General features: G+C 61.9%; 14 protein-coding genes. 10 read left to right on the top strand and 4 right to left on the bottom strand.

Going from position 1 to position 14,158, the window contains the following annotated elements; all coding sequences use genetic code 11:
- Positions 1-387, bottom strand: coding sequence for a Co2+/Mg2+ efflux protein ApaG (gene apaG / locus Q9Q94_RS15965; protein ID WP_305981113.1), 387 nt, complete (start codon positions 385-387; stop codon positions 1-3).
- 69 nt (positions 388-456) lie between these two features.
- On the opposite strand from apaG, the gene rpe reads away from it, so the two are divergent.
- From rpe to Q9Q94_RS15930, 7 genes are all read left to right on the top strand, one after another.
- Entirely contained in the window at positions 457-1,170 is a 714-nt protein-coding gene (rpe, locus tag Q9Q94_RS15960; RefSeq protein WP_305981112.1) for a ribulose-phosphate 3-epimerase, read from the top strand.
- Positions 1,167-1,691: a TonB family protein gene (locus Q9Q94_RS15955; protein ID WP_305981111.1), complete on the top strand. Its 525-nt coding sequence runs from the start codon at positions 1,167-1,169 to the stop codon at positions 1,689-1,691. The genes rpe and Q9Q94_RS15955 overlap by 4 nt, the downstream gene beginning before the upstream one ends.
- A 193-nt stretch (positions 1,692-1,884) precedes the next feature.
- Positions 1,885-2,637: a tetratricopeptide repeat protein gene (locus Q9Q94_RS15950; RefSeq protein WP_305981110.1), complete on the top strand. Its 753-nt coding sequence runs from the start codon at positions 1,885-1,887 to the stop codon at positions 2,635-2,637.
- Between the two features lie 12 nt (positions 2,638-2,649).
- Positions 2,650-3,321: a phosphoglycolate phosphatase gene (locus tag Q9Q94_RS15945; protein ID WP_305981109.1), complete on the top strand. Its 672-nt coding sequence runs from the start codon at positions 2,650-2,652 to the stop codon at positions 3,319-3,321.
- 190 nt (positions 3,322-3,511) lie between these two features.
- Complete coding sequence (trpE, locus tag Q9Q94_RS15940; RefSeq protein WP_305981156.1) at positions 3,512-5,011, top strand: anthranilate synthase component I; 1,500 nt, start codon at positions 3,512-3,514, stop codon at positions 5,009-5,011.
- Between the two features lie 95 nt (positions 5,012-5,106).
- Positions 5,107-6,018, top strand: coding sequence for a dihydrodipicolinate synthase family protein (locus tag Q9Q94_RS15935; RefSeq protein WP_305981108.1), 912 nt, complete (start codon positions 5,107-5,109; stop codon positions 6,016-6,018).
- Positions 6,019-6,042: 24 nt separating this feature from the next.
- Positions 6,043-7,206 carry an iron-containing alcohol dehydrogenase gene (locus Q9Q94_RS15930; protein ID WP_305981107.1) on the top strand — a complete coding sequence of 388 codons (1,164 nt, stop codon included), beginning with the start codon at positions 6,043-6,045 and terminating at the stop codon, positions 7,204-7,206.
- A gap of 60 nt (positions 7,207-7,266) precedes the next feature.
- Here the strand turns inward: Q9Q94_RS15930 and Q9Q94_RS15925 are convergent, their stop codons facing one another.
- The gene (locus Q9Q94_RS15925) at positions 7,267-7,923 is read right to left on the bottom strand and encodes a hypothetical protein (RefSeq protein ID WP_305981106.1); all 657 of its coding nucleotides are present in this window, start codon (positions 7,921-7,923) and stop codon (positions 7,267-7,269) included.
- A gap of 580 nt (positions 7,924-8,503) precedes the next feature.
- Here Q9Q94_RS15925 and Q9Q94_RS15920 point away from each other — a divergent pair.
- The 3 genes from Q9Q94_RS15920 to trpC all read left to right on the top strand — a co-directional run bounded on the left by Q9Q94_RS15920 (position 8,504) and on the right by trpC (position 11,129).
- Positions 8,504-9,067 carry an aminodeoxychorismate/anthranilate synthase component II gene (locus Q9Q94_RS15920; RefSeq protein WP_305981105.1) on the top strand — a complete coding sequence of 188 codons (564 nt, stop codon included), beginning with the start codon at positions 8,504-8,506 and terminating at the stop codon, positions 9,065-9,067.
- Between the two features lie 3 nt (positions 9,068-9,070).
- Positions 9,071-10,096, top strand: a complete 1,026-nt coding sequence (gene trpD / locus Q9Q94_RS15915; protein ID WP_305981104.1) for an anthranilate phosphoribosyltransferase — start codon at positions 9,071-9,073, stop codon at positions 10,094-10,096.
- A gap of 202 nt (positions 10,097-10,298) precedes the next feature.
- The gene (gene trpC, locus Q9Q94_RS15910; protein ID WP_305981103.1) at positions 10,299-11,129 is read left to right on the top strand and encodes an indole-3-glycerol phosphate synthase TrpC; all 831 of its coding nucleotides are present in this window, start codon (positions 10,299-10,301) and stop codon (positions 11,127-11,129) included.
- Between the two features lie 68 nt (positions 11,130-11,197).
- Here trpC and Q9Q94_RS15905 read toward each other — a convergent pair whose 3' ends face one another.
- Positions 11,198-11,830 (bottom strand): response regulator transcription factor, encoded by a 633-nt coding sequence (locus tag Q9Q94_RS15905; RefSeq protein ID WP_305981155.1) that lies wholly within the window; start codon positions 11,828-11,830, stop codon positions 11,198-11,200.
- Positions 11,820-13,904 (bottom strand): PAS domain S-box protein, encoded by a 2,085-nt coding sequence (locus Q9Q94_RS15900; protein WP_305981102.1) that lies wholly within the window; start codon positions 13,902-13,904, stop codon positions 11,820-11,822. The genes Q9Q94_RS15905 and Q9Q94_RS15900 overlap by 11 nt, the downstream gene beginning before the upstream one ends.
- Between the last annotated feature and the right edge of the window lie 254 nt (positions 13,905-14,158).

Raw genomic sequence — 14,158 nt, 5'->3', positions numbered from 1 at the left:
CTAGTGCAGCGTACGTGGTCCGACGAGGAAGAACTCCGGAATCGCCGCGGTGAACTCCGTACCGTCCTCGCTGACGAAACGGTAAACGCCCTGCATGCTGCCGAAAGGCGTGGCCAGCGCGCAGCCGCTGGTGTACTGAAAGCTTTCGCCCGGGGCGAGGTCGGGTTGCTCGCCGACTACGCCTTCGCCTTCGACTTCCTCCACGCCACCCGTGGCATCCGTAATGGTCCAATGCCGGCTGAGCAGTTTGGCGCGTTTGCTGCCGGTGTTGCGGATGGTGATCTGGTAGGCGAAAACATGGCGGTTTTCGTCCGGAGCGGATTGCTCGGGCACATACCGGGCGACCGGGGTGACCTCGATGCTGCAGGGTGAGAGGGTTGATTCCATCTTTTTTTGCTGGCTTCTGTTGGGGGGCGACTGGGATAATACCGCTTTGCCGACCCTTGCGAGCCTGTCATGTCCGAGCGTTCCTTCATCATTGCCCCCAGTCTGCTGTCCGCCAATTTCGCCCGTCTGGGCGACGAGGTCGAGAAGGTCATCGCCTCCGGCGCGGACTGGCTGCACTTCGATGTGATGGACAACCACTACGTGCCGAATCTCACCATCGGCCCGCTGGTCTGCGAGGCGATCCGCCCTTGCACCACCGCGCCGATTGATGTGCACCTGATGGTCGAGCCGGTCGACGCGCTGGTGCCGATGTTCGCCAGGGCCGGGGCCAACATCATCACTTTTCACCCGGAAGCCTCGCGCCACGTGGACCGCACCCTGCAGCTGATCCGCGATCAGGGCTGTCAGGCCGGCCTGGTGTTCAATCCGGCGACGCCGCTGGACTGGCTGGATCATGTGATGGACAAGATCGACCTGATCATGCTGATGTCGGTGAACCCTGGTTACGGCGGCCAGAGTTTCATCCCCTCGACTCTGCCCAAGGCCCGCCTGGCGCGCGCCCGGCTGGATGCGTACGAGCGTGAAACCGGTCGCCACATCCGCCTGGAAATCGATGGTGGCGTGAAGCCCGCCAACATCGCCGAGATCGCCGCCGCCGGGGTGGATGCCTTCGTTGCCGGCTCGGCCGTGTTCGGTGCCGGCAAGGATTCAGATCCGAACCGTTATGACTCGGTGATCGCCGCAATGCGCGCCGAATTGCAGGGAGTGAAGCAGACATCATGAAGTTTCGCAGCTGTTTGTGGGTGATGGCCGTGACCATCGCGTTGGGGGGATGTGCCCGGCTGCCCTGGCAGCAGGAGTGTGTGTGTGCCCGGACGGATGCCGCGCCAAAGCCGGCGTCGCGTGCGGCGGTGCCCGCTGTGGTGCCGCCGGCCGGCGCAGAACCGGAGCCGACGCAGGAGGGCGTGATCGCGCTGCCGCCGGCCGTGCAGCTCGTCGAGCAATGGCAGAACGTCTCCGACGCAGTGGTGGCGCGCCAGATCTCCGACAAGTTGCGGCGCAACCTCAAGCTGCCCAAGGGCAGTTTCCCGAAAACGGCCGAAGTGACGCTCGAAGCCGTGCTGGCCCCCACCGGCTACGTACTGGGGCCGCGCATTGCCCGCACCAGCGGCTACAAGGCGCTAGATCAGGCCGTGCTCGCCGCGCTCAAGCGTGCCCAGCCCCTGCCGGTGACGGCGAGCATCAAGGAGTCGGACACGTCGCAGACCTTGCGTCTGGTGTTCCGGCCGCTGGCGGCAAGATAGGGCGACTTCCCGCATCAGGGGCCGGCAGGGCCACGGGCCGGGGCGCTCCGGTAATGCCTGAAGCCCCGCGTTTGGCGGACCTCTCCAGTCGGCCTGTTGGCACCGCCGCGCGGGCGACGGCTCTTCGGGCAGTGCGGTTTTCAGGCAGGCTTGTTATGCTGCCGGCCTTGTTTTCTGAACCGGAGAATTCTCCATGCCCTTTCTCGGCATAGGCCTGCATGTGCTGGTGGCCATCTATTTCGGCATTCACGCCATCCGTCGTGGGCGTGAGCTGTACTGGCTGTTCATCCTGTTCATGTTCCCCTTGTTCGGCAGCATTGTGTATTTCTTCGTGGCTTACCTGCCGGAGCTGCGCGAGAACCGTGGCGTGCGCAAGGCGGGCCGCGCGGTGGTGCAGGCCATCGACCCGGGCCGTGAGCTGCGCGAGGCCCGCAAGGCGTATGAGCTGACGCCGATTCTCAACAATCGTCTGCGTCTGGCCGAGGCACTGCTGGCCTCTGGCGATGTGGCTGCGGCGCTGCAGCACTTCACCGAAGCGGCGCAAGGCCCGTTTGCCACCGATGTGGTCGTGCTGCGCGGGCTGGCACGGGCCCAGCTGGCGGCCAATGCGCCACAGGATGCGGCGGCGAGCCTGGAGCGGCTGTTTGCGGATCACAAGGAGGCGCGCCGTCATCCGGACGCGGCCTTGCTCTACGCCCGTGCGCTGGCCGGGACGAATGCAGCAGGGGTGCGTGAGGCGTTCGCACTGGCGCTGGAGGTAGGTACCGATGCCGAGCCGAAGTGCCGTTACGCAGACTGGCTGCGGACCCAGGGTGGCGCTGCCGACGTTCAGCAGGCGCGCGAGCTGTATGCGCAGATCATCAAGGATTCCGGCCACTGGCATCGTCATGCCAAGAGCCATAACGCCGAATGGTTGCGCCGGGCTCAGGCTGGTGTGAGCGCCTGAGAGAGTATCCACATGAGCCGTACATTTGCGCCACAGGCCATTTTCTTTGACCTCGACGGCACGCTGGTCGATTCCGTGCCCGACCTGGCCGAGGCAGCACGTCGCATGCTCGCGGAGCTGGGCGAACCGACGTGTTCCGACTCCGAGGTTGCAACCTTTGTCGGCAAAGGCATTCCGACGATGGTCGAGCGCGCGCTGACCATCGGCCGCAGCCCGGTTTCGCCCGAACGCCTGGCACAGGCCGTTGAAGTCTTCATGCGTCACTATGAGGACACCAATGGCCGGCTCACCCGCGCCTATCCGGGCGTGGTCGAAACCCTGCCCTGGCTGAAAGCCCGTGGCCTCAAGCTCGGCGTGGTGACCAACAAGGCCGAAGCCTTCATCGGTCCGTTGCTCGAAGAACTGGGCATGGGTCAGTTCTTCGACTGCCTGATCGGCGGCGACACCCTGGCGCAGAAGAAGCCCGATCCTGAGCCGTTGTGGCATGCCTGTGAACTGGTCGGGGTAAGTCGGGAGGCGGCACTGATGGTGGGTGACTCCGGTAACGATGCGCTGTGCGCCCGCCGCGCCGGCATTCCGGTGCTGCTGATGACCTATGGTTACAACGAGGGAGTGGCCGTGGACACTGAAGATTGCGACGGGTTACTATCCAGCTTCCTTCAGTTGCCTGATCTTCTGGATTGAGCAGGCACTATCCCCGGAATTTCATCATCGTGACTTGCAAGAGCCTGTTTCTCGCAGAGGAGATCCTCCCGATGTGCGTAGCCTGTGGTTGGCGGCGCAGCGGGAGTTCATGGCGCGCGCATTGATGCTGCGTCACGAGCCAGCTAGGGCTGGTTGAGTTTTCCTGAATTGCAGAAACACCGGAGTCATGATGACCGAACAAGAATTCCAGGCGCTTGCCGCGCAGGGCTACAACCGTATCCCGCTGACCGTCGAGACGTTTGCTGATCTCGATACACCGCTTTCCATCTATCTCAAACTGGCCAACGAGTCTTATACCTACCTGCTCGAATCCGTGCAGGGCGGTGAGCGTTTCGGCCGTTATTCCGTGATCGGCCTGCGCGCCAGCACGCGGATCGAGGTGCGCGGGCGCACCGTGCTGTTGTTGTCCAATGATCGCATCGTCGAGCGCCGCGACTACGGCGATCCGCTGGCCTACGTCGGCGAGTTCATGCAGCGCATCAAGGTGCCGCCATCCGCCGGTTTGCCTCGCTACTGTGGTGGTCTGGTCGGCAGTTTCGGCTACGACACCGTACGCTACATCGAACCCAAGCTGGCCCAGCATCAGCCCAAGGATGAAATCGGCACACCGGACATCGTGCTGCTGCTCTCCGAAGAGCTGGCGATTGTCGACAATCTGTCCGGCAAGCTGACGCTCGTCGTCTATGCCGAGCCGGAAGTGCCCGGCGCGTACAAGCGTGCCCAGCGGCGGCTGGCCGAGCTGGTCGAGAAGCTGCGGGCGCCGGTGGCGATTCCCGCTGACGTGCGCGTCACGCCGCAACCCGCGGTGTCGAGCTTCGGGCAGGATGCATTCAAGGCCGCCGTGCAGCGCGCCAAGGATTACATCGTCGAAGGCGACATCATGCAGGTGGTGCTGTCCCAGCGCATGAGCAAGCCTTTCGCAGCAAGTCCCATGGCGCTGTATCGCAGCCTGCGTGCGCTGAATCCGTCGCCCTACATGTTCTACTTCAATTTCGAGGACTTCCATGTCGTCGGCACCTCGCCGGAGATCCTGGTGAAACTCGAGCATGGTGACGACCGGCAAGTCGTCACGGTGCGACCGATTGCCGGCACGCGCAAGCGTGGTGCTACGCCGGAAGAGGATCTGGCACTGGAGCGTGAACTGCTCGCCGACCAGAAGGAGCGTGCCGAGCATCTGCAACTGCTCGACCTGGGGCGCAACGACGTGGGCCGTGTGGCAGCCATCGGTTCGGTCAAGGTGACCGAACAGTTCGTGGTTGAACGCTATTCTCACGTCATGCATATCGTGTCGAATGTGGAAGGCGTGCTGCCGCCCGATCAGGATCGGCGTGCGGCGGCGCTCGCCGTTCTGCGCGCGACCTTCCCGGCGGGCACCGTGTCTGGTTCTCCCAAGGTGCGGGCGATGCAGATTATTGATGAGCTGGAGCCGGTCAAGCGCGGCGTATATGCCGGCGCGGTCGGCTGTATCAGCTTTGACGGCGATGTGGACGTGGCGATAGCGATCCGTACCGCCGTGATCAAGGACGGCACGCTGCACGTGCAGGCGGGCGCAGGCATCGTGGCCGACTCGAACCCTGAAGCCGAATGGCAGGAAACCCTGTCCAAGGCGCGCGCGGTGATCCGTGCGGCGGAAATCGCCGAAGGCGGACTGGATACCCGCATCGAGTGAGTTGCGCAGGATCAGGCTTGCGGCTTCTACGTATAGCCGCAAGCCCGTGCAGTCCGTAGGCTGCCCATTTTGTTTCTTCGTCGAAGGATCTTGAAATGGCCATGCGTCCCCTGTTCCGCGGCAACATCCCACCTGTCCCCACGATCTGGACCGCTGCTGGTCAGCTTGACCGGACAGGCATGGGCAACATGCTTGATTTCGTCATCAATGGTGGTGCCGATGTGGTTTTCTGCTGCGGTAGTGCCGGCGAATTCAGCCAGATGAGCGAAGCCCAGCGCCGCGAGGTGGCCGAGTTCGCCGTCAGTCATGTTGCCGGGCGGGTCCCGGTGCTGATCGGTATCGCCTCGTGCAGTACCCAGCAAGCCATTGAATTCGGTCTGCACGCCAAGGCCATCGGGGCCAGCGGCGTGGTGGCCGTCAATCCCTACTATGCGCTGCTGTTGCCGGACAACATCATGCTGCACTACCGGCGTCTGGCGGCGGCGGTCGATCTGCCACTGATTCTCTACAATTTTCCGCTGCTCACAGGGCAGGATCTGTCGCCGGCGATGATCCGCCAGCTGGCACTGGAGTGTCCGAATATCGTTGGTGTGAAAGACACCACCGATACCGTGCGCCATATTCGTGACGTGCTTCAGGCGGTGAAGCCGGTGCGGCCGGATTTTGGCGTGTACGCAGGCTTCGATGAGTACATGCTCGACACCCTGATCATGGGGGGCGATGGCTGTTTCCCTTCGGCGATGAACTTTGCTCCGCATATTCCGGTCGGACTATGGCGTGCGTTCCAGGAGAAGGATGGCGCGAAGCTCATCGAGATGCAGCGCCAGTTGTGTCTGTGCCCGCCGATGTTCGGGCTGGAGTCGCCGTTCTATGCCATCGTGAAGGAAGCGGCAAAGATGGTGGGCGTCGATATCTCGACCCATGTGCTGCCACCTGCCGTGCCGCTCACCGAAGCCAAGCGCGATAAAGTCCGCGATACGCTGCGCCTGCTTGGCGTGGTGTCCTGAGTCAACAAGAGAGGAACCCCTTTCATGCAGAACTTCAGCTACTACAACCCGACCCGCATCCTTTTCGGTCAGGGTCAGATTGCCGCGATTGCCGGGCAGATTCCGGCGGGGGCCAAGGTGCTGGTCACCTACGGCGGCGGCAGCATCAAGAAGAATGGTGTGTACGATCAGGTCAAGGCGGCGCTGAAAGATCATCCGTGGCTGGAGTTCGGCGGCATAGAGCCGAATCCCCGTTATGAAACACTGATGCGCGCCGTGGCGCTGGTCAAAAGCGAAGGCGTGGATTTCCTGCTGGCCGTTGGTGGTGGTTCGGTGGCGGATGGCACGAAGTTCATTGCCGCAGCCGCGCGTTTCGATGGTGCCGAGCCTTGGGACATTCTGGCGAAGCATGCCGAGGTGAAGTCCGCAGTGCCGCTGGGGGTCGTGCTGACGCTGCCGGCGACCGGTTCTGAATCGAATACCTTTGCGGTGATTTCACGCGAATCCACCGGCGACAAGCTCGCCTTCGGCAGCGAGCATTGCTATCCGCAGTTTGCCGTGCTTGATCCGCAGACCACATTCAGCCTGCCTCCGCGCCAGGTCGCCAACGGCATCGTGGATGCCTTCGTGCATACCATGGAGCAGTACATGACCTATCCGGCGGAAGCGCCGCTGCAGGATCGTCTGGCAGAGAGCATCCTCAAGACCCTGATTGAAGTCGGTCCGCAGACGCTGGCCAGTCCGCAGGATTACGCGGCGCGGGCGAGCCAGGTGTGGAGCGCAACGCTGGCGTTGAATGGCCTGATCGCCTGCGGGGTGCCACAGGACTGGGCGACCCACATGATCGGTCACGAAATCACCGCCGAGTTCGGGCTGGATCACGCCCAGACCTTGGCCGTCGTGCTGCCCGGTTTGTGGCGCAATCGTCGCGTCGAGAAGCATGCCAAGCTGCTGCAGTACGCCGAGCGGATATGGGGCATTCATGACGGCTCGGAAGAAGAGCGGATCGAGAAGGCCATTGTTGCCACGGAAGCCTTCTTCGAGTCGCTGGGCGTACACACCCATCTGGGGCTCTATGGCGTGAAGGATGCCGCCCTGGCACCGCAGAAAATTGCTGCCCGTCTGGAAGCCCATGGCTTTACCAAGCTGGGGGAGCACGGCAGCGTGATGCCCGCTGTCGTCAGGGAAATCCTTGCCAGCCGGCTGTGAGCGTGATCGAACCAAAAAAAGCCCCGGCATGCCGGGGCTTTTTTATGCATCAGTGCCGGATCAGATGGCCGCGGCGGGCGCTGAAGATGCGGGAGCGGGAGCGGGGGTTGCAGGCGTAGGCGCTGGAGCAGGGCGCGGCGCCTTGAGGAGCGCATCCAACAGTGAGTCAATGCACATGCTGCACGTGAACGGCGCATCGGCAAACAGCGGATAGGCGGCAGCAAATGCACCGCGCGCATCCGCAGCGCTCAGCGGATTCGGTTTGATGGACCAGTTGGTGTGCGTGTAGGGATAGCTGACAGTGGTCTCGGTCTTTGCCGAAAAACTGCCAAGGAAAATGATGGCGCCGGGGTCAAGCGTGAAAGGTGCCGCAATGAACTTGTTGGTGACCTCGCTCTTCTTCGAGCGCTCCTTGGTGAGGGTTGCGTAGGTCAGCCAGTGCGAAATCCGGTATTTCCCGGGAGGCACCTGAATCATGACAACCTGGTCCTTGACGTCTTTTGGCCAACTTGTGTCTTCGCCAAAAGGCATGACGTATTCAAATCCATTGTCCGCATTGGTCAGGACGAAGCCGAAGCCGCCGCTGTTGGCGCGCGTGAAGCTGCCCGCCACATAGGCGTTGATTTTTTCGGGTTTGGCGCTTGCCTGCAGGGTGGGTTGCAGGGATACGCAACCGGTTAGCAGGGTGAGGCAGAGCAGCAGAAGGTGGCGAGTCATGGTCATGTTGGCCGGCACGGGAAATCACGTCGGCCAAGCATATAGAGGCCTTCGGGAGCGTGTGCAGATGGTCGCTGGCGAAGGGGAATTCCGGTGTGGAAGTGTGGCCATTTTGCGACATGCGCGGTGGCGGGCATGGCATTCTGGCGAAGACCGCCTCGAGCCCCTTTCTGGCTGCTGCCGGGCGCGATGGCAGGCTGGCGAGCCGCTCTGGATGCGCCTCTCGCGACAGGCCGTCCCGGGAGGGGCGCTGCAAGCGGGTCTTCAGGCCATGCCGGGCTGAGCCTGTTCTGACTGGAGACGTTTGTCTGGGCGGCTCAGTATCGTGCAGACGCCGCTTTCCCCATCTGCGCCGGGTTGTTAGAATGTGATCACGATGCGGCGCAAATCTATTCTTCTTCGCAAATCCTCCTTGTTTCGCTGGTGGCGCTAGCCATACAGCCCAGACCTTGCGCGTCCCCCTGCGCGCGCCCGGCCTCAAGGGGAATTCCGGATATGTGGTGTGAACCTGGCTACGCTTGCCTGCGACGCCACCATGCCCGGTTACACGACAAGATGAATTCGAGCTTTGGAGAATGACATGCTGCTGATGATCGACAACTACGACAGCTTTACCTACAACATCGTGCAATACCTCGGCGAGCTGGGGGCCGATGTGCGCGTGTTCCGCAACGATGGCATCACCATCGAGCAGATCGAGGCGATGGCCCCCGAGCGTATCGTGATTTCGCCGGGGCCGTGTTCGCCGGCTGAAGCGGGGATTTCAGTGGCAGCCATCAAGCACTTCGCGGGCAAGCTGCCCATTCTGGGGGTGTGCTTGGGGCATCAGAGCATCGGTGCGGCTTTCGGCGGCAAGATTGTGCATGCCAAGCAACTCATGCATGGTAAGACTTCGCTGATCCAGCATGCCGACATCGGTATTTTTCATGGGTTGCCGCAGCCCTTTACGGCGACGCGTTACCACTCGTTGGCGATTGAGCGCGAGAGCTGTCCCGACTGTCTGGAAATCACGGCCTGGACCGATGACGGCGAGATCATGGGCGTGCGCCACAAGACTCTGCCAATCGAAGGCGTGCAGTTTCATCCCGAGTCGATCATGACCGAGGGTGGTCATCACCTGCTGAAGAACTTTCTGGAGAACTGAGCCATGAGTCCGCAAGAAGCCGTCCAGCGCGTCATCGAACACCGCGAGATTTTCCACGACGAGATGGTTGATCTGATGCGTCAGATCATGTCCGGGCAGGTGTCGCCAGTGCTTGTCTCGGCGATCATCATTGGTCTGCGTGTCAAGAAGGAAACCATTGGCGAGATTGCTGCGGCGGCTGTCGTGATGCGCGAGCTGGCCACCAAGGTGCCGGTTGCGTCGGATCGCTCCGGACTGGTGGATACCTGTGGTACCGGTGGCGATGGCGCCCATACGTTCAACATTTCGACCTCGGCGATGTTTGTTGCCGCGGCGGCTGGAGCGCGTGTCGCCAAGCATGGCGGGCGCGCCGTGTCTTCGCAGTCGGGCTCGGCCGACGTGCTCGAGGCACTGGGGGCGAACCTGAACCTGAACCCGGAGCAGGTTGGTCAGTGCATCGACGAAATCGGTGTGGGTTTCATGTTTGCGCCCAATCATCACAGTGCGATGAAGCATGCCGCGCCCGTGCGCCGCGAGCTGGGCGTGCGCACGATCTTCAATCTGCTGGGGCCGCTGACCAACCCGGCGAATGCGGCCAATCAGGTGATGGGCGTGTTCCACCCGGATCTGGTCGGTATCCAGGTGCGTGTCCTGCAGCAACTGGGCGCACGCAATGTGCTGATCGTGCACGGCATGGAAGGGCTGGACGAGATTTCGATTTCGGCACCGACGCTGGTGGGTGAGCTGCGCGACGGCGAGGTGCGCGAATACCGCCTGACGCCGGAAGATGTTGGCCTGCCGCTGCATGCTGCGTCGGCGATCCGGGCGACGAATGTTGAAGACTCCAGGATGATCTTGCTGGGCGCCTTGAACGGCACGCTGCCGGCTGCGCGCGACATCGTGGCGTTCAATGCGGGGGCCAGCCTGTATGTGGCAGGCGTGGCGGATTCGCTGGCCAATGGTGTGGAGCGTGCGCTGGATGTGATCGCTAGCGGAGCGGCGACGCGCAAGCTTGAGGCTTTTGTTGAGCGGACCCGGGCCTGGCTGTAAAGCCGCGCCGGTACTCGCTCCGAGAGCGGGCGTCCTGTAGAAGTACGCTGGGCGCCTGTTTTCAGGGTGCCTGCCTGTAGAGATCCGCCAGAGGCGGGTCTGCAGGCAGGGGTATTCAGGTTGGGCCCGGCTGTTACCATGTGGTTTTTACGCGCCCGCAGCCCTTGTGCGGGCCAGCAAGCATTTCATTTCAGGTCCATTCATGTCCGACATCCTGCAAAAAATCCTGGCCACCAAGCGCGTGGAAATCGAAGCTGCCGAGCGCGAAATCTCGCGTGAAGCCATTGTCGAAGAAGCCCGCGATGCTGCGCCGGTGCGTGATTTTGTCGGCGCCATCCGCGCGAAAATTGCAGCGGGCGGGGCCGGGGTGATTGCAGAGGTCAAGAAGGCAAGCCCGTCCAAAGGCGTGATCCGGGCTGATTTTCATCCGGCCGAAATCGCCGCCTCATATGAAAAGGGGGGCGCGGCCTGCCTGTCGGTGCTGACGGATCGTCAGTATTTCCAGGGCTCGCCCGCGTATCTGCAGGCCGCCCGCGGCGCTTGCCAGCTGCCGGTGCTGCGCAAGGACTTCATCATCGACGCCTATCAGGTCTTTGAAGCCCGGGCGATGGGGGCGGATGCCATCCTGCTGATCGTGGCGGCGTTCCTGCCGCCGGATGGCACGGTGAATGCCAGCACTGCGCGTGCTGCCGTGAGCCACATGCTGGAGCTGGAGCAGTTGGCCCACGACCTGGGGATGGCCGTGTTGGTGGAAGTACACAGTGCTGAAGAGCTGGATCTCGCCCTGCGGTTGACGACGCCGTTGCTGGGCATCAACAACCGCAACCTGCGCACTTTTGAAGTCTCGCTGGAAGTCACCCTGTCGCAACTGGCACGGATTCCGGCCGGGCGCATTGTCGTGACCGAAAGCGGCATCTTCGGCCCGCAGGATGTTGCGACCATGCGCGCCAACGGGGTGCATGCTTTTCTGGTGGGCGAGGCGTTCATGCGTGCTGACAACCCGGGCGAGGAACTGGCGCGCCTGTTTGCCTGAACGTCCGGTGCTGGAAAGAAAAAAGGCCCGATCTGCTTGATCGGGCCTTTTGCTTTGAGCTGGATTGCTTATTCGTGCTTCGGAGCCGAAATCATCACGTGCTGCACCAGTTCTGCCAGTGAATTCACGCCCATCTTTTCCATCACGCGGGCGCGGTGCACCTCCACCGTCTTGATGCTGATGCCCAGGTCATCAGCGATCTGCTTGTTGAGGCGGCCCGCCACAATCAGTTCCAGCACTTCGCGCTCGCGCGGGGTGAGCCCCTCGATGCGGCGCTGAGCATCCGCTTCCTGCTGGCGGGCTTCATGATTTTTCAGGTCCTCAAGCAGCGCACCACGGATCAGACTGACCATCTCCTGATCGTTGAAAGGCTTTTCGATGAAATCCACTGCGCCTTTCTTGAGGGCTGAAACGGCCATCGGGACATCGCCGTGACCTGTGATGAAAATTACTGGCAAGGTCGAGTGCATGGCATTGAGCTTTTCATGCAGTTCCAGCCCGCTCATGCCAGGCATGCGGATATCCAGTACCAGGCAGCCATTCATTTTCGGGCTGTAGGCGGTCAGGAACGCCTCTGCCGACTCGAATGCCTGCGACTTCAGGCCGGTCGATTCGAGCAGCCAGATCAACGAGTCGCGCAGGGCTTCATCGTCATCGACGATGTAGACAAGCTGCTCGGACTGGCTCGGGTTATGCGTCATATTCGGGTTCAAGACTTTTCTCCTGCGGCAAGGTGAAGCTGAAGATACTCCCTCCGGCGGGGTTGGCGTCAACCCACAACCGACCTTTGTGAAATTCGATGATGGAACGGCAGATGTTCAGGCCCATGCCCATGCCATCCTGTTTGGTGGTGAAAAAAGGAGAAAACAGGTTTTCCAGGTGCTCATCGCTGATGCCACTGCCGTTGTCTGCAACGCTGACTTCAATGGCGTCTTCGGTGAGGCTGGCGGTAATGTGCACCTGACGCTGCTCAATGGGCAAGTCCTGCATTGATTCCGCGGCGTTCTTGATCAGGTTCAGCAATACCTGCTCGATCATGATGCGGTCTGCCAGAACCATCGGCAGTCCTTCCGGGATAGTGGTGAGGATGCGGGCGCCAAGGCGACGAGCCTCGATGTCGGCTATTCCGAGAGCGTCTTCGGTGATCTGGCCGATATTGACCAGTGTGCGACGTGGTTCGCTCTTGCGCACGAAATCGCGCACCCGGCGCACGATATTGCCAGCACGCGCTGCCTGGGCGCTGGCTTTTTCCATCGCGGCAAGGATGTCCTCATGCTTGTAATTGCCGCTTTTCAGGCGATTGACGCAGCCCATGCTGTAATTGGATATTGCCGAAAGGGGCTGGTTCAGTTCGTGAGCCAGCGTGGAGGCCATTTCGCCCATCGCGATCAGGCGTGAAGTTTTGGCCAGACGCGCCTCCTGTTCGCGATTGAGTTCCTCGGCGCGCTTCAGTGCTGACACATCGGTGGCAACTGCAAGGCGCACGACGCGACCGTCAACCCAGCGCAGGGCACGTTCGCGCAAGTGGAACCACTGTCCCGTCGCCGGATGTTGCAGCTCGCCATCAAACAACTCACGCGGTACATCGCGGGTGTTGAGCTTGCGCGGATCGACCGGATAATCCCCCAGCTCCGGCTGTGGCACGCCCATGTGGCTGGCATCGCCAGCGAAGCGGGTTTGCGCCTCATAGGCCCGGTTCGAGTAGAGCAGGGCGCCACTGGCCGCCTCTGCCACGTACACTGCAGCATCCAGCCCCTCCAGCACTGTCGTGATGCGGTCGTTGGCGGCCTGCAGTTCTGCGCGCGCGCGGCGTTGCTCGGTGATGTCAGTCATGGCCGTCATCCAGCCGGTTTGTATGCCGTGGGCGTCGACCAATGGCGAGACGTGCAGACGCACATCCCGCAGCTTCCCGTTGCGTCGGCGGACGCGCAGTTCCATGCCCTCGGCGGGCGCGTCACCGGCCAGGCAGGTCTGCAGCTTGCGCCAGTTCTGGTCGTGATCCTTGTCTGGCCAATAGGGGAAAGGCGGATTCTGGCCAATAAGCTCTTCTGCGCCCCAGCCAACCAGCTCGCAGAATGCGTGATTGACGTAAATGATGCGCCCTTTCAGGTCAATGGCTCGCAGGCCGGTGAGTACCGAATCCTCCATTGCCTTACGGAAGGCGAACTCTGCCCGCAGGGCATCTTCGCCGGCTTTGCGATCTGTGACGTCATGAGCCACTGCGTAGATGCGGGATTCTTCCAGAAGGGGATTGGCGCTCCAGTTCAGCCAGCGATAGCTGCCATCACCGCAGCGGCAGCGCAGTTCGATCTGGATTGGGCGTCCGCCAGCAAGCGCAGTCAGCCCCTCCCGTGCGATCGCAACATCATCCGCGTGCACGATATCCGTCAGCGACATGCCTTCAACATTCTCTGGTTTCAGTCCCAGAATGTTGATGAGAGCAGGATTGAGGCGTTGAAAATGGCCGTCCAGGCTTAGAACGCCAAAAATATTCAGAGACAGACGGAAGAACAGGTCACGCTCTTCTTCAACCTGTCCCACGCGCAGGTTCTGTTCCTTTGCCAGCAATACGCCCCAGGCGGCGACAGCAACCAGGGCAATGATGATGATCAGGGTGAAGCGTTGCGGGTCGGTGCCGTCCTTGAAAACCTCCGGAGGCAGGGCGGCAAACCACACCAGCCCGAGCACCGCCGCCAGCATCAGGATTGACAGGGCAGAGGATTGCGGCCGCTGAGGACCTGGCTGAGGATGTTCTGAGTCGTCGCTGGGTTTCATCCCGTCAAGGCTGGGCTGGATGGTCAGGGGGGGCAGATTATCGTCTGATCCATGCTGCCGTGCAGGGGCGTGGCCCCGAGATCAGGAAAGTAACCTGCGTGCAGGTGGGTGTTCAGCAATTGTCCGGTAGGGGCGATGGCCGCTGCATCGGGGCTTCCCCCTAGGCGGGGCAATGATGCGCTGCCTTCGTGGGTAAGGCTGCGGGACTTGTGGGTATCCTGCCAGAAAAGCAAGACAGGGTGCTGTAGCTTATT

This window comes from Uliginosibacterium sp. 31-16 (assembly GCF_030730865.1).
Classification (GTDB): domain Bacteria; phylum Pseudomonadota; class Gammaproteobacteria; order Burkholderiales; family Rhodocyclaceae; genus Uliginosibacterium.
This window is presented reverse-complemented; position numbering and strand designations above follow the sequence as displayed.